Consider the following 20,592-nt stretch of genomic DNA (forward strand, 5'->3'; position numbering starts at 1 on the left):
TGTTGCGGCGGACGTCGGCGAGAGCTCACGATGCGTTCATGTGTGAGACGGGGGACGGAATGGCGTCCGGGTCGGGGGAGCCGGCATGAGTGCACGACTGCGCGGGATCGCGCAGCAGACCGAGGAGATCGTGGCGGCAGGGCGGTATGTCGCCCCGGGTGGCCGCGAGGTGGTGATCGCGGATGCCGTGGACGCCGCGCGCTCCGGCACGCGGATGTTCGGTCCTGCGGCACTGGACGTGACTCCCGTGACGCCGCCCGAGCTGACCTCCACGGTAGTCGAGGTCACCGGCGAGAGCAGCTTGGAGGCCGCGCACCGCCTGACGGCAGCGGACGGGGGCCCCGTGGCCGTCCTGAACTTCTCCTCCGCGCGCAATCCCGGCGGCGGCTATCTGAACGGGGCGCAGGCGCAGGAAGAGGCGCTCTGCCGGGCCTCGGCGCTCTACACGTGCGTGCGCTCGGTCCGGGACTTCTACGACCACCACCGCGCCCACCGCGACCCCTTCTACACCGACCGCGTGATCCACTCCCCGGGCGTTCCGGTCTTCCGCGACGACCGGGGCCGCTTCCTCGACGCGGCCCACACCGTCGGCTTCCTGACCTCGGCGGCGCCGAACGCGGGCGTCGTGCTGCGCCAGGCCCCCGAGCGCGCGAAGGACCTTCCGGCCGCCCTGGCCCGGCGCGCGGAGCGGGTCCTGGAGACCGCCGCCGCCTGCGGCTACCGGCGGCTCGTGCTCGGCGCGTGGGGCTGCGGGGTCTTCCAGAACGACCCTGCCCAGGTGGCCGACGCGTTCCGGGTGCTGCTCGACGAAGGCGGCCGGTTCCACGGGTACTTCGGGCACATCGTGTTCGGGGTGCTCGACCGTACGCGCGGCGCGGTGACCCGGGCCGCCTTCGAGGAGGCGTTCGGCGCGGCTCATCGTGCCCAGCGGGGCTAACGCCAGCCGTAGCGCTCCTGGAGCCGCCGCACGACGAGGTTGAACCGCATCCGGTCGAGCGCGCACGCCTCACGCCGCATGCCCGCGTCGTGCACCCGAAGCACCCGGTCGATGTCCACCCAGGACTCGCGCCCCTCGCGGTCCCAGGGCCCGCTGCCGATCGGCACCCACTCGCGATCGTTCGCGTGCTGCTTGCTGGAGAGCTGCACGGCGAGCAGCGTGCCGCGTGCCTCGCGGGCGACGACCAGGACGGGACGGTCCTTGCCGCGCCCGTCGTTCTCCTCGTACGGCACCCACGTCCAGACGATCTCGCCGGGGTCGGGATCACCGTCGTGTGCGGGCGCGTACGTCGTCTGTACCCGCCCGACCTCGCGCGGCTCGGCCTCGGTGGTCGCGGTGCGGCCGGTGCGGCCCGGGTGCGCGGACATCTGCGGGTCATCGGTGTTGGCTGTCACGCGGGCCACCGTAGAACCTCGCCGGCCCGACCCGCGGGGCGGGTCGGCGCCCGCCACCGTCTAGGCGGCCGCAGGCCACTGCTCGTACCACCGCTGGTCCGACTCCAGTTGGGCGGCCAGCGAGATCAGGAGGGGCTCGCTGTCCGCGGGCCCGAGCAGTTGCGCGCCGACCGGAAGGCCGTCGCCCACCCTGCCCGCGGGCACGTTGACGCCGGGCCAGCCGAGGACGTTCCACGTCCACGCGTAGGGGCAGGCGGCGATCATGGCCTGGTCGGTGCGCCAGCCGCTGAGGGCGGCCATGGTGCCTATCCGCGGCGGGGGAGTGGCGGTGGTGGGCGTGAGGACGACGTCGTACGCCGAGAAGATCGCGCCGACCCTGCGGTGCAGGGCGCCCTCGGCGCGGCGGGCCAGGCGCAGCGGGGCGCCGCCGAGCAGACGGCCCAGGCGGGCCGCCTCCTTGGTCCGCGGGTCGAGCAGGCTCGGGTCGGGCACCTCGCGGGCCCAGTCCGCGATGCCCGCCGTGCCGCGGGGCACGAAGCCGAGGCCGATCTGTCCGTAGCGCGGGTCGTCCTCCACGACGTCGTGGCCGAGCGCGGCAAGGCGGTCGGCGAGGACCATGACCTTGCGCCGCACCACGGGATGCAGCCGCTTGGGTGTCGCGGTGAACGGCATGCGCAGGGAGAGCGCGATCCGCAGCCGCCCCGGCTCGCGGGTCGCCGCGTCCGTGGCGCTGATGGCGGGCGGCTTGTGCAGGTCACCGCGGTGGTTGCCGCTCGCCGCGTCGAGCAGCAGGGCCGCGTCGGCGACGGTCCTTGCGAGCGGGCCGTTGACGGTGATGCCGTTGAAGGCCTCGGGCCAGGGCCACGTCGAGATGCGGCCGCGCTGCGGCTTGATCCCGATGAGATGGGTCCAGGCGGCGGGGATGCGCACCGAGCCCGCGCCGTCCGAGCCGAGCGCGGCGGGCACCAGGCCCGCGGCGACCGCGGCCGCCGAGCCGCCCGAGGAACCGCCGGGGGTGTGACCGGTGTGCCAGGGGTTGCGGGTGTCCCCGAAGCCGGGCCCCTCCGTGAAGGGCCACTGCCCGAGCTCGCATGTGTTGGTCTTGCCGACGATCACCGCTCCGGCCGCCCGCAGCCGGCGCACCGACTCGGCGTCCTCCTTCTTCGGCGGAAAGTCGCCCCGGCATCCGAACGCGGTCGGCTCGCCCGCCATGTCGGTGTCGTCCTTGACGGCGAGCGGCACGCCGAGCAGCGGCCGCCCCGTCCCGCCGGACGCCAACTCCCGGTCGGCGGCGTCCGCTTCGGCCAGCGCGGCCTCGGCCCGCACCAGCTTGAACGCGTTGAGCGTGGGCTGCGAGGCCTCGATCCGCGCCAGCGTCCGTTCCGTCAGCTCACGTGCGGACACTTCTCCGTCGGCCAGCGCGCGAGCGGTGCGCGCGAGTCCATCGGCACGGTCGGCAGTCATGTGGGGGCACCTTTGATCGACGGGCAGGTGCAGGCACGCTAACCGGCCAGTCGAGAACGCGGTACGTGGGCAGGGAAGTTCACGCCGCGCGGACGGCGGGGAGCGCGCCGACGCGGGCAGGGGGCGCCTCGGCGCCCGCCGGGGAGCGCTCACGCGCCGTCTGGAAGGATGAGCCCCGTCATGGTGCAGATACCGAACAAGACCGCACAGCAGGCCGCGCGGCAGTCCGCCCAGTACTCCGTGCCGACGAGCGCCGACGTGGCGCGCCTGGCGGGGGTCTCGCGCGCGACCGTCTCGTACGTTCTGAACAACACGAGCGCCGTCCGCATCAGCGAGCCCACCCGCCGCCGCGTCCACGAGGCCGCGAAGGAACTGGGTTACGTCCCGCACGCCGCGGCCCGCAGCCTGCGCGCCGGGCACACGCGTGTGGTCCTGATGCCGACGCCGCAGATCCCGGTCGGCCCGCTCTTCAGCGAGTTCTTCAACGAGCTGCAGTGGGCGCTCAGCCGCTTCGACTACACGGTCGTGCAGTACGGCAGCCTCGGCCTGACCGGCGAGGAGGCGGCCCGTGCCTGGGCGGAGCTGCGCCCGGTGGCGGTCCTCGCCCCCGACGCCTCGGCGCTCGGCGCCCGCGGGGTGAACGTCCTGAAGCGCTCGGGCGCCAAGGCCGTCCTCACGATCGGCCCGCAGCGGGCCGAGGGCGCCCATGCCCTGCTGATGGACCAGCGTCTCGTGGGTCAGTGCGCCGCCACCCATCTGCTGGAGCGCGGCAGCCGGCACATCGGCGTCGTGATCCCCGAGGAGAAGGGCCTCGAAGCCTTCGCGCGCCCGCGCGCCGACGGCATCCGCAGCACCCTGGCGCAGCACGGCACGGACGCCACGATGACGGAACTGCCCCTCGCCTACGACGAGGAGTCGGCGGCGCGGCTCGCGGCGCGCTGGCGCACGCTCGGCGTCGACGGGGTGTTCACGTACAACGACGAGTTCGCGATGCTGCTGATGCGGGCGCTGCAGGACGAAGGCATCGCCGTCCCCGAGGAGACGGCGATGATCGGCGCCGACGACTTGATGCTCGGCAGGCTCCTGCGGCCGCGGCTCAGCACGGTCCGCATCGAGCTGCCTTCGGGCCAGAAGCTCGCGGAACTCGTCGACCGGGTCGTGCGCGACCCGGGCATGGAGCCCGAGGTGCACGACGTGCTCGGTGCGACGGCAGTGCACCGCGAGTCGAGCTGACCCCTCTGCTTACGGGTTCTTCCTGCTGCTCTCGCTCACTGCTCCTGCGCCTCGGCCTTGGCCTGCTCCTCGGCGACGGACTTGCGGACCTCGTCCATGTCCAGCTGCCTGGCCTGTCCGATGACGTCCTCGAGTGCGGCCTCCGGCAGGGCGCCGGGCTGCGCGAACACGGCCACCTGATCGCGGACGATCATCAGCGTCGGGATCGACTGGATGCCGAATGCCTGCGCGAGTTCGGGCTGCGACTCCGTGTCCACCTTGCCGAAGACCATGTCGGGATTGGCCTCGGCGACCTTGTCGTAGACGGGCGCGAACGACTTGCACGGACCGCACCACTCCGCCCAGAAGTCGATCAGGACGAATTCGTTGTCCGTGACCGTCTGGTCGAAGTTCTCCTTGGTGAGCTCCACAGTCGTGCTGGTCATGGTGTTTCCCTCTTCCTGCTGTCAGTCGAAGCCGTAGTGCACAACGGCCCGGGCGGCAGACGTATTCCACGCGCTCCCCCGTGCCCGCTGTCGCGCGCGTACCCATGTGGCCACGTCGCACACCTGCGACCACACTGGCTTCCATGACGGATTCGAAGACATACGACGTAGTGGTCCTTGGTGCTGGTCCGGTGGGGGAGAACGTCGCGGATCGGGCCCGTGCGGGCGGCCTGAGCGTGGCGATCGTGGAGAGCGAACTCGTCGGGGGCGAATGCTCGTACTGGGCGTGCATGCCGAGCAAGGCGCTGCTGCGCCCGGTGATCGCCCGCGCGGACGCCCGCAGGGTGCCCGGACTGCGCCAGTCGGTGCAGGGGCCCCTGGACGCGTCGGCGGTCCTGGCGCACCGGGACTACTACACCTCCCACTGGAAGGACGACGGCCAGGTCGGCTGGCTGGAGTCGATCGGCATCGACCTCTACCGCGGTCACGGCCGCATCGCGGGCACCCGCCAGGTGACCGTCACGGGCTCCGACAACACCGAGCAGACCCTCACGGCCCGCCACGCGGTGGCGGTGTGCACCGGCACCCGGGCCGCCCTGCCGGACCTGCCGGGGCTGGTCGACGTGAAGCCGTGGACGAGCCGCGAGGCCACCAGCGCGGATCACGTGCCCGGCCGCCTCGCGGTGGTCGGAGGGGGTGTGGTCGCCGTGGAGATGGCCACGGCCTGGCAGGCGCTCGGCTCGCAGGTCACCATGCTCGTCCGCGGGGACGACGGCCTGCTTCCGCGCATGGAGCCGTTCGCCGGGGAACTGGTCGGCAAGGCGCTGACCGAGGCGGGCGCGGAGGTCCGTACGGGCGTCTCCGTGACGGCCGTACGGCGGGAGAACGGCACGGTCACCGCGACCCTGAGCGACGGCGGCACCCTCGAGGCCGACGAGATCCTCTTCGCCACGGGCCGTGCCCCGCGCACCGACGACCTCGGCCTGGAGACGATCGGCATGGACCCGGGCTCCTGGCTGCCGGTCGACGAGAGCCTGCGGGTGCAGGGCAGCGACTGGCTCTACGCGGTGGGCGACGCCAACCACCGCGCGCTCCTCACCCACCAGGGCAAGTACCAGGCCCGCATCGCCGGGGCCGCGATCACCGCCCGCGCCCAGGGCGTCCCCCTCCTGGAGACCGACACATGGGGGGCGCACTCGGCCACCGCCGACCACGCCGCCGTGCCCCAGGTGGTCTTCACCGACCCCGAGGCGGCTTCGGCGGGCCTCACTCTCGCGGAGGCGGAGGCCGCGGGTCATCGCGTGCGTGCCGTGGACTACGACATGGCGGGCGTGGCGGGGGCCGGCCTCTACGCGGACGGTTACGAAGGCCGTGCCCGCATGATCGTCGACCTCGACCGGGAGGTTCTGCTGGGCGTGACGTTCGTGGGCCCCGGCGTCGGTGAACTCATCCACTCGGCGACGGTGGCGATCGCGGGGGAGGTGCCGATCGGCCGCCTGTGGCATGCGGTTCCGGCGTATCCCACGGTCAGTGAGGTGTGGCTGCGTCTGCTCGAGACCTATCGCGGCTAGCCCACGCGGCTGCCCGAACCATCCGGGGCCCGTCACCGACGCGGTGACGGGCCCCGTCGGGTGGGGCGCAGGCTGTCGGTCCGAGCACAGGGCACGTTGCGGCCGGCCCCCGAACCGGCCGCCCAGATGGTGATGTCGGCCCACGTGGGCGTGGCGCTCGTGCTCGTCGCCCGTCCGGCGACGTTCACCGACCCCGACTCCTCGCGGCGCGTACGGGACGCGGTGCACGCCGCTGTCTTCACCCCGGGAGCCGCCGAAGGCCATCCCGCGCAGGGAGAGGTTCGACTGTCTGCCGCAGCGCCCAGGTCGAGTGCGACGCCGGCCGCGGAACCGCCGACGTACGGCTCGCTCGGCCGCCCGCGCCTCCGGCCCCCCTCAGTTCCCCGCGTCCCGCCACGCCGACTCCCGCAGCAGGCGCAGCCCGTTGAGGCCCACGATCACGGTGGAGCCCTCGTGGCCGAGTACGCCGAGAGGGAGCGGCAGGTTGCCGACCAGGTCCCAGGTGACCAGGACGGCGATGAACGTGCCGGCGATCACCAGGTTCTGCACCACCAAGCCTCGGGCGCGCCGAGACAGGGCGATCACCCTCGGCACGGTGGCGAGTTCGTCCCGCACGACGACCGCGTCGGCGGTCTCCAGGGCGAGGTCGGAACCGGCCCGGCCCATCGCGATGCCGGTATGGGCCGCGGCGAGGGCGGGCGCGTCGTTGACGCCGTCGCCGATGACGAGGACCTTGCGACCGTCGCCCTCCGCCTCACGTACCGCCGTGACCTTGTCCTGCGGGAGCAGCCCGGCCCGTACGTCCTCGATGCCGGCCTCGGCCGCGACCCGGGCAGCGGCCTGCGCGTTGTCCCCGGTGAGCAGCATGGGGGTGGTCCCGGTGAGGGACCGCAGGGCGCTGACGGTTGCCGCGGCGTCAGGGCGCAGGCGGTCGGCGATGCCCAGCACACCCACGGGGGCCCCGTCGCGCAGCACCAGTACGGCCGTCTGGCCGTCCTCGCCCAACTGCTCGGCGATGACGTGGACTTCGCCGCTCGGCGCGTCCGCGGGGCCGCCGCCCGGCCCGGTTTCGAGCAGTCGTGCCGGAGCGCCCACCTGGACGTCCGTACCCCCGACCGTGGCGCTGACCCCGATCCCCGGCGTCGACGCGAAGTCCGTCACCGACGGAAGGTCCAGGCAGCGAGCCCGCGCTGCGCTCACCACGGCGCGCGCCAGGGGGTGTTCGCTGCGGTGCTCGGCCGCCGCCGCGAGCGAGAGGAGGGTGTCCTCGGTCAGGCCGCTGCCGTGGAGCGCGTGGACCGCGGTCACCCGGGGCGTTCCCTCGGTCAGGGTCCCCGTCTTGTCGATGGCCACCGCGTCGACCTGCCCCAGACGCTCCATCACGACGGCCGACTTCACCAGGGCGCCGTGCCGCCCCGCGTTCGCGATCGCCGAGAGCAGCGGCGGCATCGTGGCGAGGACCACCGCGCACGGCGACGCCACGATCATGAACGTCATGGCGCGCAGCAGCGCCCCGGTCAGGTCGTCGCCGAACGCCAGCGGTACGGCGAACACGGCGAGGGTGGCGACGACCATGCCGAGCGAGTACCGCTGCTCGACCTTCTCGATGAACAACTGCGTCGGCGCCTTGGTCTCCGAGGCCTCCTCGACCATCGCCACGATCCGCGCGATCACCGAGTCCGACGCGTCACGTCCGACCCGCACCCGCAGCGCCCCGGCCCCGTTCAGCGTGCCCGCGAACACTTCGTCCCCGGCACCCTTGGCCACCGGCAGCGGCTCCCCGGTGATCGTCGCCTGATCGACGTCACTGGCCCCTTCGAGCACCTCGCCGTCCGCGCCGACCCGCTCACCGGGCCGTACGAGGATGACGTCGCCGACCTTCAACTCGGCCGTGTCGACGGCCTGTTCGCCGCCCCCGGAGTCCACCCGCGTGGCCGTGGTGGGCGCGAGGTCGAGCAGGCTGCGCACCGAATCGGCGGTACGAGCGGTGGCCAGGGCCTCCAGGGCGCCCGACGTGGCGAAGATGACGATGAGCAGCGCCCCGTCCATCACCTGCCCGATCGAGGCGGCGCCGAGGGCCGCGACGATCATCAGCAGATCCACGTCCAGGGTCTTCTCGCGCAGCGCCCGCAGCCCGGCGAGCGCGGGATCCCAGCCTCCCGCGACGTACGCGACCGCGTACAGCGCGCCCCACAGCCATGACGGCGTCCCGGTCAGCTGGAGGGGCAGCGCGATCAGGAACGCCGCTGTGGCCGCCGCCGCCCAGCGGGCCTCGGCCAGCGCGAGGACGCGGGTACGGCGGCGCGGAGGCGCCGATGGACCGGCGCGAGTTCCCTGGTCAGGGCGGGGGATCAGGGCAGTGGGCATGGCGGGGCAACCCTCCACGGGTCGGAGAACGGCAAGGCAACGCCCACACCGTACAGGAATGGATGAACAGCTTTTCATGCGTACATGTGTCGTCGCTAGGATGGCGCCATGGGCCACGGAGTCGACGACAAGAGCAACGCCACCACGCGCGAACGCCTGGACACCGTGGGGGCCGCCGACGTCGCCGCCACGCTCCAGGCCCTGGCGACGCCCTCGCGGCTGCTGATCCTCGCCCGTCTGCAGGAGGGCCCCTGTGCGGCCGGCGATCTGGCCGAAGCGGTCGGCATGGAGCAGTCGGCCTGCTCCCATCAGCTGCGCCTGCTGCGCAACCTCGGCCTCATCACCGGCGAACGGCGCGGCCGTTCCGTCATCTACGCCCTCTACGACCACCACGTCGCCGAACTCCTCGACCAGGCGCTCTTCCACGTCGAGCACCTGCGCCTCGGTCTGCGGGACACCCCGCCGGGCGGCTAGCCTGAGGGCGATCTTCGGTGGCGTTCTTCAGTGGCCACCTCTTGATTCCGCACAGGTGGGACAGGTGACATTCGGAGTGTGGCCCGTGATGGCGGTCGTGGCCGTCGGCGGCGCGATCGGCGCGTCGGCACGCTACGGCGCGTCCCTGATCTGGCCGACCGCTCCCGGTACCTTCCCCACGACGACGCTCCTGGTGAACGTCATCGGCTGCGCGCTCATGGGCGTCCTCATGGCGGTCCTCACCGAGGCGCGGACCCCGCACCGGCTGCTGCGGCCCTTCTTCGGCACCGGCGTACTCGGCGGCTTCACCACCTTCTCCACGTACGCCGTGGACATCGAGCGCCTGGTGGCGGGCGGCCACGCCGGCACGGGCCTCGCCTATCTCGGCCTGACGCTGCTCGCGGCCCTCGCGGCGGTGTGGGCCGCGGCGTGGGCGACCCGCCGTCTGGTCGTACGGAGGCGGGCATGACCGGAGTGGTCCGGTGAACTGGCTCTGTGTCGTGGCCGGGGCGATGATCGGCGCCCCGCTGCGGTTCCTCACCGACCGAGCCGTGCAGGCCAGGCACGACACGGTCTTCCCGTGGGGAACGCTCACCGTCAACGTGGCGGGCAGCCTGATCCTCGGCGTGCTCACCGGCGCGACGGTCGCGGGCGCCGCCTCCTCCCACACGCAGCTGTTCCTCGGCACCGGCCTGTGCGGCGCCCTGACGACGTACTCGACCTTCTCGTACGAGACGCTGCGGCTCAGTGAGGGTGGTGCCAGGTTCTACGCGGCGGCCAATGTCGTGGTCGGCGTGGTCGCGGCGCTCGGGGCGGTCTTCTTGGGCATCGCGTTGGCGGAGGCGTTCTGGGCGTGACGGGCCTTTACGCCGGCCGAAGCGCGTTGAGGGCTCCTCGGTCGCCCGTCGTCGGGGCGCCGATGGCTCGTGCCACCGGCGCCCCGTGCGAACGGGAGGGATTGAGTCACCCCGGGGTCACCCTCGGGGGTCAGACCTCGGCGAAGTCCCCCGAGAGGGCCGCCGCCATCCGCAGGTGCGGGGCCGCGTCGGCGTCCCGGCCCTGCCGCTCCAGCGTGCGGCCGAGGAGCAGCCTGGCGTACTGCTCGACTGGGTCGAGCTCGATGACCGTACGCAACTCGGCCTCCGCGCGCAGCAGTTGCGCCGAGTGGTAGTAGGCGCGGGCCAGCAGCAGACGCGGGGCGACCTGCTCGGGTACCTCGTCGGCCAGGGTGCCGAGGATGCGCGCCGCCGTGGCGTACTCCTTGGCGTCGAAGAACTGCCGCGCGCGCTCCCAGCGCTCCGCCGCGGTTCCGTGGTCGTAGTACGTCGTGTCCACTGTTGCCTCCTTCGAGCGCTCCAACGGCCAGGGTTGGTTAAAAATTCCACTAAATGGATCCGGCGTGACGGCGGTGCTGACGAGATCCCTCCGGAATGACCGAGGTGCGTGCCTGACGCCCGGTGTCCGACGGGTCTAGGTTGTGCGGCATGAGCAATCTTGATCGCGAGGCGGTCCCGTCCCTGTGCGGCGGTCGCGGGTTCGTCGTCGCGGAACCGGTCCGTGAACTCCTCAGCCCCCGACAGGTGAAGCTCGGCGAGTCCACCGAGGTCCGCCGCCTGCTGCCCAACCTGGGCCGCCGCATGGTCGGCGCCTGGTGCTTCGTGGACCACTACGGCCCCGACGACATCGCCGAGGAGCCCGGCATGCAGGTGGGCCCCCACCCGCACATGGGCCTGCAGACGGTCAGCTGGCTGCACGAGGGCGAGGTCCTGCACCGCGACTCCACCGGCAGCCTCCAGACGATCCGCCCCCGCGAGCTGGGTCTGATGACCTCGGGCCGGGCGATCTCGCACTCCGAGGAGAGCCCCAGGTCGCACGCCCGCTTCCTGCACGGCGCGCAGCTGTGGGTGGCGCTGCCCGACACCCACCGCAACACCGACCCGCGCTTCGAGCACCACGCGGAGCTGCCCCTGGTCACGGCCCCCGGCCTGACGGCGACCCTCATCCTCGGCACGGTCGACGGCACCACGTCACCCGGCACGACCTACACCCCGATCGTCGGCGCCGACCTCGCCCTGGCCCGCGACGCGGACGTACGCCTGCCGCTGAACCCCGACTTCGAGTACGCCGTCCTGTGCATGTCCGGCGAGACCCGGGTCGACGGCGTCCCCGTCCTGCCCGGCTCGATGCTGTACCTGGGCTGCGGCCGCACCGAACTGCCGCTGCGCGCCGAGTCGGACGCGGACCTGATGCTTCTCGGCGGTGAGCCGTTCGACGAGGAACTGATCATGTGGTGGAACTTCATCGGGCGGTCCAACGAGGATATCGCACAGGCCCGTTCGGACTGGATGGACAGCTCGCGCTTCGGCGAGGTGAAGGGGTACGACGGTGGCCGGATCCCTGCGCCGGACCTGCCGCCCGTGCCTCTGAAACCGCGGGGTCGTGTGCGCTGAGCTGGGCGAATGTCTGCCCGGCTCGAGATCCGAAGGGATCTTGGCGCAGGGCGGCGACTAGGGGGCCACGATGTTGTGCAGCGCCTGGAGTCGGGTGCTGCAGAGGGGTTTCTCGGTCCAGGGTTTGATCTTCTGTGGCAGAGCTTGGCAGACCGAATGCTGACCCAATGCTGACCTTTCTGATGGGTGGTCAGTTCCGTGGGCTTGCAGGTAGGACGCAACTAGTTGCCCCTGCCGGTGATGAACCGCCGACCTGAATGCTGACCCCTGGTGGAGGTGAGATCATTTAAGCGCGCGGAGAGCTGGTGGTGCGCTGCGCCACTGGCCAGCTCTTTGTGGGGGTACGACAACCTCAGCGGTTCCAGGCGCTAATCGGCGTGCTGCATGAAGTTGAGGGCTGCCCCGCTTTCATTGCAGTCTTCGTCTCACGCGAGGCGTGGCGGAGTATCTGGTCGTCGGACTTGCGGTCATCTCTGTTCCGCGTTCTGGCGTGCGTGCCCGCTTTGTGTGGCACGGGGGACATGGGTGGCGACCTGGAACGTTCGGACGGTAACGCATTGCTTGCTCGCTGCGCGGGACAGTCCGACGGGGTGAACTTCGGGGCGCCAGCAGTACCGCCGCCTGAACCGGGAGCGATCGTCCGGCCGTTGGGCTACCCCCTCGCTTCGCGTTCCCTCTCCTCGGGTCGACGCAAGGATGCAGGGCTGTTGCGGGCAACGGTTGCAGGAGGGGGAAACCCGGCGTGTGATTGTCCGCTCCCGTAAGCGCTACGCGGCTCGGGGGTCCTTCCCCTTGGTGAGGGCCAGCCAGTGGCACGGACAAGCCTGTCGGCATTCACGCGGGGCGCGTTGAAATGCGCTGAAGGAACTTCTGCGGCGCCTGGTGGCATGCTGAGATTGGAGCGGTCGCCCTCGGGAAGCATGACGTCTAGCACTGCTCCTGCACCGCGGACTGGCTCCTGACGGTTTTGACCAAGGTGTCCTAACGATCCTGTGTCGACTCGGGCCGAGGCAGTGGGCTCGGACGCTGGTCCGGGCGAGCGTGTCTAGAGCTCTGTTATGCGGGCGTTCTCTGCACAGTGTCATCTGCGACCGCTTTCCGGGCCAGCGGCGAGGCTTGTGCGTGGGCCGACGGGGGTGAATGAACGATCGAGTCGTCAGACTTTCACCAAGCCGCGGACCACGCTGCTAATGCAGGTGAGGTGGTGCTCGGGGTCGATTCGCATCGTGACGTCCACGTGGCGGCAGTGGTGTCGATGCTGGGGCAAGCCCTGGCTATTGAGCGCTTTCCTACCACGGCAAGTGGCTATCGGGACCTTGTCGAGTGGGCCTGTGGATGGGGTGTGGTCCACCGGGCGGGGGTGGAGAGTTCCGGAAACTATGGGGCGGCGCTGTCTCGGCATCTGCTGTCTGCAGGCATAGAGGTTGTGGAGGCTCCTGGCCCGGGTCGCTCGGCCCGGCGCCGACGCAGCAAGTCGGATGAGGGCGACGCAGTCGCTGCTGCCCGCTCTGTGCTCAGTGGCCGTGCGCAGTTCCCGGTCAATACCGGCAGTGGCCCGATTGAGATCGCACGCATGTATGTGATGGCCAAGGACTCTGCCGCACGTGCCAAACGGCAAGCAATGAACCAGCTGCGGGCCATTCTGGTTACCGCAGACCCAGTCCTGCGTGAGGATTTGCGGAGTCTGAAGCGCCGAGCGCTCATCCTGGCCTGCCTGCAGTTACGCGAAGGCGATGAGGAGACGGACCCGCTGGTACGGGCAACCCGATTCACGTTGCGCGTGTTAGCTGAGCGCATCGAGCAACTGAGGGTGCAGGCTCTACTGCTGGAACAGCGCCTGGAAGGCGTGATCGTAACGCACTATCCTCGCCTACTCGAGGCGCTCGGAGTCGGCCCCCATAGCGCGGCAGTGCTGCTGATGGTCCTGGGAGACAACAGCGCGCGCATGCGAGGTGAGGCGTCCTTCGCGGCCTTGTGCGGGGCAAGCCCCGTCGAATACTCATCGGGCAGCCGGCAGCACCGCCGGCTCAACCGCGGCGGCCACCGGCAGGCGAACGCTGCGCTTCATCGCATCGTGCTGTCACGGTTGCGCTGGGATTCGCGGACGCAGGCGTATTACGAGCGACGCGTGACCGAGGGGAAGACTCGGCGGGAGATCATCCGTTGCTTGAAGCGGTACGTGGCTCGCGAGATCTACCGCCTGATCAGCGCCAGCCGAAAGACATTGAAAGGAGATGCCTCGCGGGGCGCACTCCTTGCGGAGCACCCAGCGCTGACCGGGTGAGCTTCTTGGGGGACATGGGGGACAGGTGCGGTTTTCCCTCTCGCCCTCGTTAACCCACTCAAACCGCTCTCTCCCGCTGGGTCCTGGCTCCGCTCTACGACTGGCGGCAGCGAGCGACACGCCCGCTGCGCTGACCGCGAGACATGGCATCCCCGCCGCGCGCCAGACGCAGCGACACCCTCACATCCTGAGGAGTACCGCGATCGCGCCTCGAAGTGCCGGGCTTACGAGTCGACGGCCAGCCATGGCAAAGCGCTGGAAGCGAAGTGGCAGCGCTTGATCGAGGCGGTCGGCGGCGCGGAACACGTGGCGGCGTACTGCGCCACCGAGCCGCCCGCGAAACAGCCGACCCCAACTGCGCACGGGAAGAGAACGGGAACGCCACCTCTCACGGAAAAAGGGGCAAGCGCGGATCGCGGTGTCGATATGGCCGCCGCAGATCATGCCGAACGGCAGCGCCGAATTGAAGAACGAGGCGTGGGGGTGCAGCCGGGGCATCGCCTCGGCCTGCTGCAAGGGCAGGCGGATCCTTCAGTGGCTCGAATCAGACGTTCCTCGGTCGAGAGCTGAGCTGAACGTTCCATTCGCGTTCCGGCACGTGTTCAGATCTGTTTGGGCAGTCTTCCACGAGTGGTACAAGTACGGGCCGGGGGCTTGGGAATTCAAAATCAAGCGATCCATGGTCCCTTGCTCCCTGAAGAGGACCCCGTGGCGTGGCACATAGAGCAATGGGCAACAGTACACGCCAAAGCTGCCCCTCGCCTTGGCGAAGAGCAGCTTGAGACGCTTCGGGAACTTTTTCAGTGAGCATTTTCACCGTTGCTGCTCGAAGGTGAGGACGGTGGCCCTTGGTGTTTGGCGTCATTAGATTTGGGCTGCAACGGGATCCGCGGCAGCATTTTGAACTCTCCCGGTCGGAAAACGACGTCGCCAGGTGCGCTACCCACGCCTTTCGTCAAGGCTGCCTTCTCGGCGCATCCGCAAGGGGTCCATGCCCTCGCCTAGAATGGCACTGTATGCGCCCTCGGCTGCTCGCCCGACAGCGGTTCCCGTCGGTGTGTGGCGCAGAAATTCCGCAGTGTCGCCCGTATGAAGAATTTTCCCTTCATCTAGGACAGTTACGTGAGCGGCCTCTTCCGCCAGATCTGTGACGTCATGTGTCGACATCAGGACCTGCACATCGGAAGTCAGATCATTCAAGATGTTCCGAAATACGCGCCTCTGGCGTGGGTCCATTCCGGCTGTGGGTTCATCCAAGAGGAGAACACGCGCATCATGGACGAGGGCAGAGGCTACACCCACGCGGCGCAATTGGCCGCCCGACAGACTAGCTGATTTCATGTCGGACTCTTTTGACAGCTCGACGCGCTGTAGAACTTGAGATGCTCGATCCCAGGCGTCGCGCCGGTTCATTCCTTTGAGCCACCCAACATAGGCGACGTACTCGCGAGCTGTTAGTGACGGCATGGGGGTAATGTCCTGCGGCATCCACGCAACAGCCACCCGGAAGGGCTTTGACCGAGAGGAGATGTCGCCCAAGGTGACTGTGCCCGAACTGGGTTGGGCGACTGAAGCGGCAAGTTTGAGGAGCGTCGACTTTCCCGCACCATTCGGGCCCAGCAGAATCGTGAGTCCGTCTGGAAGGATAAACGTCAGGTCCTTGATGATTGGCGCCTGCCAGCGTTTGTAAGCGTAGCGGCAAGAATTAAGCCTGAGCGTCATGATTTATTCCTTGGAGCGGGGAGCAGCATGCATAGGCCGACAATAAAAACTGCGATTGCACTTAGAGCGGCATGGGGCGTCGCCACGGGCTCAGCAACGACTGTCCACGGATAGGGGTCGTTTGGGTTGCGATATCCGACGAAAATTACCGCCATTAGCCAGGCAATAGGAACCATGACTGCAGCAGGCCCGACCATCCACCGTGCGCACAGCATAATCCCCGTAAGGAAAACTGTGTTACGTCCAACGGTCGCAATCTCTGACGAGGCATGCAAACTGATTGCAGCGAAACCTACAGCAACTGCCGCTAGGTTAACTACCGTTACAATAGCAGCGTCAGTCAGCGAGATTGACCTGACGCCTGAGATTTCCGGTGCATACAGCCTGGATTCTAGGCTCATAATGAGGCCGGCTAGCAACGGAATGGGGGCGAAGAGCATGAGCCTGAGTTGGACTCCGCCACCCAGCGTGAAGGAGGGAAGGGTCGCAACCGTGTCCTGCGTTGCAACGATAAGTGCGACGTAACCTATGAATGACGCAAGAAGAAAGCTATGCACACGTCGCGTCTTTAGCAGCCACTTCATGAGCTACTGCGGCAGGCATCGAGACGACGCTGTTTGAACCAAGCACCTTGGTCTTGAGCAGGCAACGTTAGAATCTTCTTGACCTGAGTTCGGACCTTGGTCTGGTTCTCGGCTGTGTCGAACTGTTCAGCCCGCGCCTCCAACTGCTGCTGGTACGAGCGTTCCTCGCCAGTCACCTGTGCCGCCCAAAGCATCACTTCACGGCTAACACGGGGCGACGGTCGTTCGCATTTAAATCCCACAGCGGCGGCCACTAGCTGATAACGGACGTTATTGTTGCGGACCCCTGATGTGAGATTAACTCGCCACGTTCGGCTATCTGAAGGTAGATAGTACCGTCCATCCGCAAGGCGGTCCGTGATGAGGGCAGGTTCTTCATTGACACCTGCGGAACGTAGATCATCCAGAACCGACTGTGCCGCTGTAGAGGCTCTTGCAAGACCGTCCTTGGTGGCCGTGGGCATGCACACCTGTGGCGCCCGGTTGACGCACGACATTGGTGCGTTGCCAACCAGAACCGGATCACTTGGCCCCCAGTCGTGAACCAGCCGCTGAGCACTCGTCATTCCCCCAAGAGCAAGTAGGCATGCGAGACCTACCTTGACGAGGGTTGACTTAATAAAGAACCAGGATGAGGCCACCCCGAGAGCAATTCCGCCTGTGAACAGCAGATGGGGAAACATCGTTTCAAACGAGACGAGTTCACCGAGCATCAACGGCTCGCGATATTGGCCTGAAACATGGCGAAGCCAGAATGGTGTTGTAGCGGTAGAGAAAGCTACAAGGAGAAACGTGGCGACTGCCATGAGAGGTGCAGATATCAGTGGTGGAACAAGCACCCCAGCGCCAAAGCCTATCGTCGCGTGGGCGACAGACAGGGCAATGCCAACGAGGAGAGGCCGTAGGCTCTCCACTGAGGGGGTGATTCCAGAAGAGATAAGCGAAATGGAAACTGGAATAGCCATCATGAGCCAGGAAAGTGTCATGACTGGAACCAGCAAATTCAGCGCGATGCGGTGGCGAGATCGTACGGCAGCCATACTCCAAACGCCACTTCGCCTGACGCGGCCCGCTTCCCAAGCCCCCAGGGATGAAGCCACCGCATATGTTAGGGCGTGCATCGGCCCTAGCGCATCAGCAACTACAGAGGGGGCATACCCGTATTGGAATTCGGAGGGCTCACCGCCGGAAAAGAAATAGAACAGCGTCAGCCCCAGCGCAAATGGCGAAGCCCAAAGAGCGCTACTGGTACGCAAGGAAGTAGAGAGTTTCAAGATTTTTCTCCGGGCTGAGCTGAGCTTTAGCGACTTGGAGCGGTGCCTCGCAATGAAGAGCACCCCTCCAAGCCGGTTTGCTAGTTGCTAATCGGCCTTTGTCGTGTCGGCCCAAGCAGTTTCCGTTGAGAGCGTGCTCGACCCTCCGCCATCGATCTTGTCGAGCTCAAAGTAGTAGCTGCCCCACGGCAAACTGCTCCACTCACCGCTGCTCACGGCTGGCCTGTTGGATGAGAAGCAAGCGGTGTAGTGCTTACTGCCGTGGTCCGAATCTGGATAGTAGTCGATAGCTCGCCACAACTTGACATCCACGCTTGAATCCCTCGTGGAGTTGCAGTTCTTGAAGGCGACTTCCGTGTACTTTTCCTCCGACCAGTGGCTAGACTCTGAACCAGCCTCTTTGTTCTTGATGCTGAAGCTGATGATCGTTGCCTGAGCCGCTGGAATTGTCATCAAAGTGACGGCGGCGCTGATACTGGCAATGCTGGAGAGTCTTCGTTTTATGAACATGTAACTTTCCCCCACCCTTTTGATTACGGCGGCGCATTTCTGCGCATTTCGCTCCTTGGCGGGATTTAGACGATCAGCTCTAGGTGATCGCTCCCTGGGAGCTGGCTGGCTAGTCGGCTGCTGTGGTATCCACACTCGCAGCCGCCGTTACATGGTGCGACGATGTATCGTCCACGAGACCGAGCTGGAAGTAGTAGTTCCCCTTGGGAAGGCCGCGCCACTCGCCTCTGCTTACATCGCCGTCACTCCACTTAAAGCACGCCGTGAATGTCTTCTGGTCGTACTGAGTGTCAGGATAGAGCGAGATATCGCGCCAGTATGAGACGTCGACACTCTCATCAGACTCAGAATTACAGTGAATGAACCTAAGTTCACTGTACTGTTCGTCGGCCCATCGGATCGACTCGTCACCCGTCGTGCCGTCCCTGACGGAAATCGAGTGGACGGATGCGTTGGCGCTGGGAGCTGCCACAAGGAGCAGCGAGGCTGCTGCACCGGAGATAGCTGCGGCTTTTAGTCGAGTTTGCACGTTTGGCCCCCCTTGTTGCGCTACAGAAGCAGGGTTTCTGTAGATCAAGGGGACTTTATGAAGTTCAGGTGGGCTAGTCAAGGTGAGATTGTGGGGAACCTGTGTGGCCTCTGGGGATTGGTATATATTGAGTCTTTGGGCTCTCTGTTAGCAGGAATGCGCGCTTTGGGAGGGTTTCTCGCAGACCCCGCTGACGACGCGGGAGCCATAAGCAAGAGCGCAGCCGTTGTGGCCAAAGCCGCATTGATCACAGGTCGCATGATCGGCATAACAGGTCCACCCGGCTCGTCCGTCACGGCAAGCCCGCGATGACCACCCCCACGAGCGAGCTCCCACGGCCGCCGGCTGCTTGGCCTCCGAGTCCCCATCCTGTCCAGCGCCCTGGGGGGGCGGATCTCCCCGCGGCTCTGGGTCGCGGGGATGTCAACGGCGTGATCGTGAACGGGCCTTGAGTCCGGGCACGTCTGCGGGGTTGATGCCGTTCGCCGTGAGGCGCCGCCGGTGGACTCCGCCTTTCGGGGCCTGAAAGCAGCGTTCGCCCTGCATGGCCATGCATTGAGGGCAGGTGCCCTGCCGGCGCGGATCGGGCGGCTGCTTCGGCAGATAGACGATGCCCACCAGGGTCTCCCTGCGTACGGACGTGTTCGCGGTTCTGGGATGCTTTCGGCCGTGAAGCAGCAAGATGTCTGCCGCCTCCTGGGCGAGCAGGTGCGGGGCCTGAACTCCGCGTACTCGCTCCTGGCAACGCAAGATACCGATGATCGGGATGTCCGCGCTCGAGCGGCGAGCACTCTGCGGTCCTTGGCCGCAGAACTCCACACCATCGCCGAAGCCTTGGCGGACGAGAGCACGCCCATGACCGTAGGAGCTGAGACCGAGTCACCGCCCGGATGACGGTGTGACGCGACAGGGGCACACGGCTGAGCTGGATGGTTCTCCGTCCCGAGCTACAGTTCCACCCGCGCGACCCCTCCCGTCTCAAGGGCCACCCACAGAGCGCCGTCGGAACCTATGGTGATGCCGTGCGGCTCGGACGACGGTGACGGCAGGCTGTACTCGGCGATCTCGCCGCTATCGGTGATGTGGCCAATGCGGTTGGCTCCCCATTCGGTGAACCAGCAGTCCCCCGTGGACGCCGCGACGATGGCGTGGGGTTTGGCCGTGCGGTCAGGGAGCGGGAACTCCTTGATCGCGCCATCCACCGAGATCCTGCCGATCTGGCCCGCTGCGATCTCAACGAACCACAAGGCGGTGCCGTCACTGGTGATGCCCACGGGTGCGGCACTGGGGGTGGGCAGCGGGTGTATGACGATGTCCCCGTGGACAGTGATGCGGCCGATAGCGTTCGCCTGGTTGAGGGTGAACCACAGGGCCCCATCAGGGCCTGCGGTGATTGCCGAGGGATAGCCGCCCGTATGGGGAAGGACGAACTCGGTGATCTCTCCTTTGCAGGTGATGCGGCCGATACGGTCGGTGTTCATCTGCGTGAACCACACCGCACCGTCTGGACCGGCAGTGATACCGAAGGGTCCGCTGCCGGGCGTCGGAATCGGGAAGGACTCCCTTTCGCCGTCGGCGGTGACGCGGCCGATCCGGTGGTCCTGGAACCGGGTGAACCACAGTGCTCCGTCGGGCCCGGCAGCAATGACCGTAGGGCGACACTCAGACGAGTCCAGGGGATATTCCCTGAGTTCGCCCTCGAGGGTCAGACGCGCGATGCAGCCACGGTGCGCGAAGGTGAGCCACAGCGCACCGTCAGGTCCGGCCGCGATGCCGTAAGGCCCCGCACCCTTGTCCGCCACCGGGATCTCCCTGATGGCCGGGGCATCACAATCGTGCACAGCAACTCCTTGCAGGGCTGGTGGGGTTAAGGATCAATCGACATTCCTGGCCGATGTCGCAGCCCGCTCTCGCACCAGATTGAGAATGATCGCAGCGAGGTCAGCAGGCCGGGTCATGGGGACGTTGTGGTTCGAGCTGATGTCGATCAGCCGGCGGCCAGGGACGGCATCGACGACGGCACGCACCTCGTCGCGCCGTGAGGCGTAAAAGCCATCCTCGGCCAGCACGATTGTCATCGGACAGGTGAGGCGGTCGTACAGATCGACGGCCGGGAAGACTTCTGCATCGGGCTCTACAGCAGTGACAGTGGCGACATCCTCGATGGCGGGCCGCCGTACCCAGGGCCATTGCGTGTTGGGGATCGGTCTGGTTCGCCGGTCTTGCGTATGACGTGACGTCATGTCCCGGTGCGGGGCGGGATATTCCCAGAGAGCAGTGCAGGCACGGTGCTGGTGATCATGTGGTTGTCGA

General features: G+C 67.5%; 20 protein-coding genes and 1 pseudogene. 8 read left to right on the forward strand and 13 right to left on the reverse strand.

What is annotated here, in order from left to right; all coding sequences use genetic code 11:
* The first annotated feature begins 85 nt into the window (after window positions 1–85).
* Entirely contained in the window at window positions 86–937 is an 852-nt protein-coding gene (locus ACWGIH_RS21280) for a TIGR02452 family protein (protein ID WP_453447007.1), read from the forward strand.
* Here the strand turns inward: ACWGIH_RS21280 and ACWGIH_RS21285 are convergent.
* Both ACWGIH_RS21285 and ACWGIH_RS21290 read right to left on the reverse strand, forming a co-directional pair.
* Window positions 934–1,392: a type II toxin-antitoxin system PemK/MazF family toxin gene (locus tag ACWGIH_RS21285; protein ID WP_453447005.1), complete on the reverse strand. Its 459-nt coding sequence runs from the start codon at window positions 1,390–1,392 to the stop codon at window positions 934–936. The genes ACWGIH_RS21280 and ACWGIH_RS21285 overlap by 4 nt on opposite strands.
* A 60-nt stretch (window positions 1,393–1,452) precedes the next feature.
* Window positions 1,453–2,856: an amidase gene (locus ACWGIH_RS21290; RefSeq protein WP_453447003.1), complete on the reverse strand. Its 1,404-nt coding sequence runs from the start codon at window positions 2,854–2,856 to the stop codon at window positions 1,453–1,455.
* A gap of 180 nt (window positions 2,857–3,036) precedes the next feature.
* On the opposite strand from ACWGIH_RS21290, the gene ACWGIH_RS21295 reads away from it, so the two are divergent.
* Window positions 3,037–4,089 carry a LacI family DNA-binding transcriptional regulator gene (locus ACWGIH_RS21295; RefSeq protein WP_453447001.1) on the forward strand — a complete coding sequence of 351 codons (1,053 nt, stop codon included), beginning with the start codon at window positions 3,037–3,039 and terminating at the stop codon, window positions 4,087–4,089.
* A gap of 35 nt (window positions 4,090–4,124) precedes the next feature.
* Here ACWGIH_RS21295 and trxA read toward each other — a convergent pair whose 3' ends face one another.
* Entirely contained in the window at window positions 4,125–4,514 is a 390-nt protein-coding gene (gene trxA, locus ACWGIH_RS21300) for a thioredoxin (protein ID WP_451208822.1), read from the reverse strand.
* Window positions 4,515–4,657: 143 nt separating this feature from the next.
* On the opposite strand from trxA, the gene ACWGIH_RS21305 reads away from it, so the two are divergent.
* Entirely contained in the window at window positions 4,658–6,085 is a 1,428-nt protein-coding gene (locus tag ACWGIH_RS21305) for a dihydrolipoyl dehydrogenase family protein (RefSeq protein ID WP_453446999.1), read from the forward strand.
* A 375-nt stretch (window positions 6,086–6,460) separates the two neighbouring features.
* On the opposite strand, the gene ACWGIH_RS21310 is transcribed toward ACWGIH_RS21305, so the two are convergent.
* A complete protein-coding gene (locus ACWGIH_RS21310; protein ID WP_453446998.1) occupies window positions 6,461–8,452 on the reverse strand; it encodes a heavy metal translocating P-type ATPase in 1,992 nt (663 codons plus the stop codon).
* Window positions 8,453–8,560: 108 nt separating this feature from the next.
* Here ACWGIH_RS21310 and ACWGIH_RS21315 point away from each other — a divergent pair, with 108 nt between their 5' ends.
* The 3 genes from ACWGIH_RS21315 (at window position 8,561) to crcB (ACWGIH_RS21325) (ending at window position 9,783) form a co-directional block, all read left to right on the forward strand.
* Window positions 8,561–8,926, forward strand: coding sequence for an ArsR/SmtB family transcription factor (locus ACWGIH_RS21315; RefSeq protein ID WP_365815127.1), 366 nt, complete (start codon window positions 8,561–8,563; stop codon window positions 8,924–8,926).
* A gap of 88 nt (window positions 8,927–9,014) precedes the next feature.
* Window positions 9,015–9,395 (forward strand): fluoride efflux transporter CrcB, encoded by a 381-nt coding sequence (gene crcB, locus ACWGIH_RS21320; RefSeq protein ID WP_453447108.1) that lies wholly within the window; start codon window positions 9,015–9,017, stop codon window positions 9,393–9,395.
* A gap of 13 nt (window positions 9,396–9,408) precedes the next feature.
* Window positions 9,409–9,783 carry a fluoride efflux transporter CrcB gene (crcB, locus tag ACWGIH_RS21325; RefSeq protein WP_453446996.1) on the forward strand — a complete coding sequence of 125 codons (375 nt, stop codon included), beginning with the start codon at window positions 9,409–9,411 and terminating at the stop codon, window positions 9,781–9,783.
* Window positions 9,784–9,913: 130 nt separating this feature from the next.
* On the opposite strand, the gene ACWGIH_RS21330 is transcribed toward crcB (ACWGIH_RS21325), so the two are convergent.
* On the reverse strand, window positions 9,914–10,261 hold the full coding sequence (locus ACWGIH_RS21330) for a tetratricopeptide repeat protein (protein WP_453446994.1): 348 nt from the start codon (window positions 10,259–10,261) through the stop codon (window positions 9,914–9,916).
* Window positions 10,262–10,410: 149 nt separating this feature from the next.
* Here ACWGIH_RS21330 and ACWGIH_RS21335 point away from each other — a divergent pair, with 149 nt between their 5' ends.
* Window positions 10,411–11,376 carry a pirin family protein gene (locus ACWGIH_RS21335; RefSeq protein WP_453446992.1) on the forward strand — a complete coding sequence of 322 codons (966 nt, stop codon included), beginning with the start codon at window positions 10,411–10,413 and terminating at the stop codon, window positions 11,374–11,376.
* 1,204 nt (window positions 11,377–12,580) lie between these two features.
* Window positions 12,581–13,660, forward strand: coding sequence for an IS110 family transposase (locus ACWGIH_RS21340; RefSeq protein WP_453446991.1), 1,080 nt, complete (start codon window positions 12,581–12,583; stop codon window positions 13,658–13,660).
* A 180-nt stretch (window positions 13,661–13,840) separates the two neighbouring features.
* Here ACWGIH_RS21340 and ACWGIH_RS21345 read toward each other — a convergent pair whose 3' ends face one another.
* The 8 genes and pseudogenes from ACWGIH_RS21345 to ACWGIH_RS21380 all read right to left on the reverse strand — a co-directional run.
* Entirely contained in the window at window positions 13,841–14,176 is a 336-nt protein-coding gene (locus ACWGIH_RS21345) for a hypothetical protein (RefSeq protein WP_453446989.1), read from the reverse strand.
* A 423-nt stretch (window positions 14,177–14,599) separates the two neighbouring features.
* Window positions 14,600–15,382, reverse strand: a complete 783-nt coding sequence (locus ACWGIH_RS21350) for an ATP-binding cassette domain-containing protein (protein WP_453446988.1) — start codon at window positions 15,380–15,382, stop codon at window positions 14,600–14,602.
* A 580-nt stretch (window positions 15,383–15,962) separates the two neighbouring features.
* Window positions 15,963–17,006 (reverse strand): DUF7224 domain-containing protein, encoded by a 1,044-nt coding sequence (locus ACWGIH_RS21355; RefSeq protein WP_453446987.1) that lies wholly within the window; start codon window positions 17,004–17,006, stop codon window positions 15,963–15,965.
* Window positions 17,007–17,327: 321 nt separating this feature from the next.
* Complete coding sequence (locus ACWGIH_RS21360) at window positions 17,328–17,750, reverse strand: hypothetical protein (RefSeq protein WP_453446985.1); 423 nt, start codon at window positions 17,748–17,750, stop codon at window positions 17,328–17,330.
* Window positions 17,751–17,859: 109 nt separating this feature from the next.
* Window positions 17,860–18,279 carry a hypothetical protein gene (locus ACWGIH_RS21365; RefSeq protein WP_453446983.1) on the reverse strand — a complete coding sequence of 140 codons (420 nt, stop codon included), beginning with the start codon at window positions 18,277–18,279 and terminating at the stop codon, window positions 17,860–17,862.
* A gap of 423 nt (window positions 18,280–18,702) precedes the next feature.
* Window positions 18,703–18,897, reverse strand: coding sequence for a hypothetical protein (locus ACWGIH_RS21370; protein ID WP_453446982.1), 195 nt, complete (start codon window positions 18,895–18,897; stop codon window positions 18,703–18,705).
* A gap of 329 nt (window positions 18,898–19,226) precedes the next feature.
* Window positions 19,227–20,120 carry a Vgb family protein gene (locus tag ACWGIH_RS21375; RefSeq protein WP_453446980.1) on the reverse strand — a complete coding sequence of 298 codons (894 nt, stop codon included), beginning with the start codon at window positions 20,118–20,120 and terminating at the stop codon, window positions 19,227–19,229.
* A gap of 33 nt (window positions 20,121–20,153) precedes the next feature.
* Window positions 20,154–20,462, reverse strand: a pseudogene (locus tag ACWGIH_RS21380) (alpha/beta fold hydrolase); the annotation flags it as partial.
* Between the last annotated feature and the right edge of the window lie 130 nt (window positions 20,463–20,592).

The organism is Streptomyces sp. NPDC054872 (genome assembly GCF_053610705.1).

Excerpts from the sequence above, each read along its gene's own strand:
- ACWGIH_RS21280 (WP_453447007.1), top strand. The coding sequence starts at position 86 with ATGAGTGCACGACTGCGCGGGATCGCGCAGCAGACCGAGGAGATCGTG.
- ACWGIH_RS21355 (WP_453446987.1), bottom strand. The coding sequence starts at position 17,006 with ATGGCTGCCGTACGATCTCGCCACCGCATCGCGCTGAATTTGCTGGTT.
- ACWGIH_RS21335 (WP_453446992.1), top strand. The coding sequence starts at position 10,411 with ATGAGCAATCTTGATCGCGAGGCGGTCCCGTCCCTGTGCGGCGGTCGC.
- crcB (WP_453447108.1), top strand. The coding sequence starts at position 9,015 with ATGGCGGTCGTGGCCGTCGGCGGCGCGATCGGCGCGTCGGCACGCTAC.
- ACWGIH_RS21295 (WP_453447001.1), top strand. The coding sequence starts at position 3,037 with ATGGTGCAGATACCGAACAAGACCGCACAGCAGGCCGCGCGGCAGTCC.
- ACWGIH_RS21360 (WP_453446985.1), bottom strand. The coding sequence starts at position 17,750 with ATGTTCATAAAACGAAGACTCTCCAGCATTGCCAGTATCAGCGCCGCC.
- ACWGIH_RS21290 (WP_453447003.1), bottom strand. The coding sequence starts at position 2,856 with ATGACTGCCGACCGTGCCGATGGACTCGCGCGCACCGCTCGCGCGCTG.
- ACWGIH_RS21350 (WP_453446988.1), bottom strand. The coding sequence starts at position 15,382 with ATGACGCTCAGGCTTAATTCTTGCCGCTACGCTTACAAACGCTGGCAG.
- ACWGIH_RS21305 (WP_453446999.1), top strand. The coding sequence starts at position 4,658 with ATGACGGATTCGAAGACATACGACGTAGTGGTCCTTGGTGCTGGTCCG.
- ACWGIH_RS21310 (WP_453446998.1), bottom strand. The coding sequence starts at position 8,452 with ATGCCCACTGCCCTGATCCCCCGCCCTGACCAGGGAACTCGCGCCGGT.
- trxA (WP_451208822.1), bottom strand. The coding sequence starts at position 4,514 with ATGACCAGCACGACTGTGGAGCTCACCAAGGAGAACTTCGACCAGACG.
- ACWGIH_RS21315 (WP_365815127.1), top strand. The coding sequence starts at position 8,561 with ATGGGCCACGGAGTCGACGACAAGAGCAACGCCACCACGCGCGAACGC.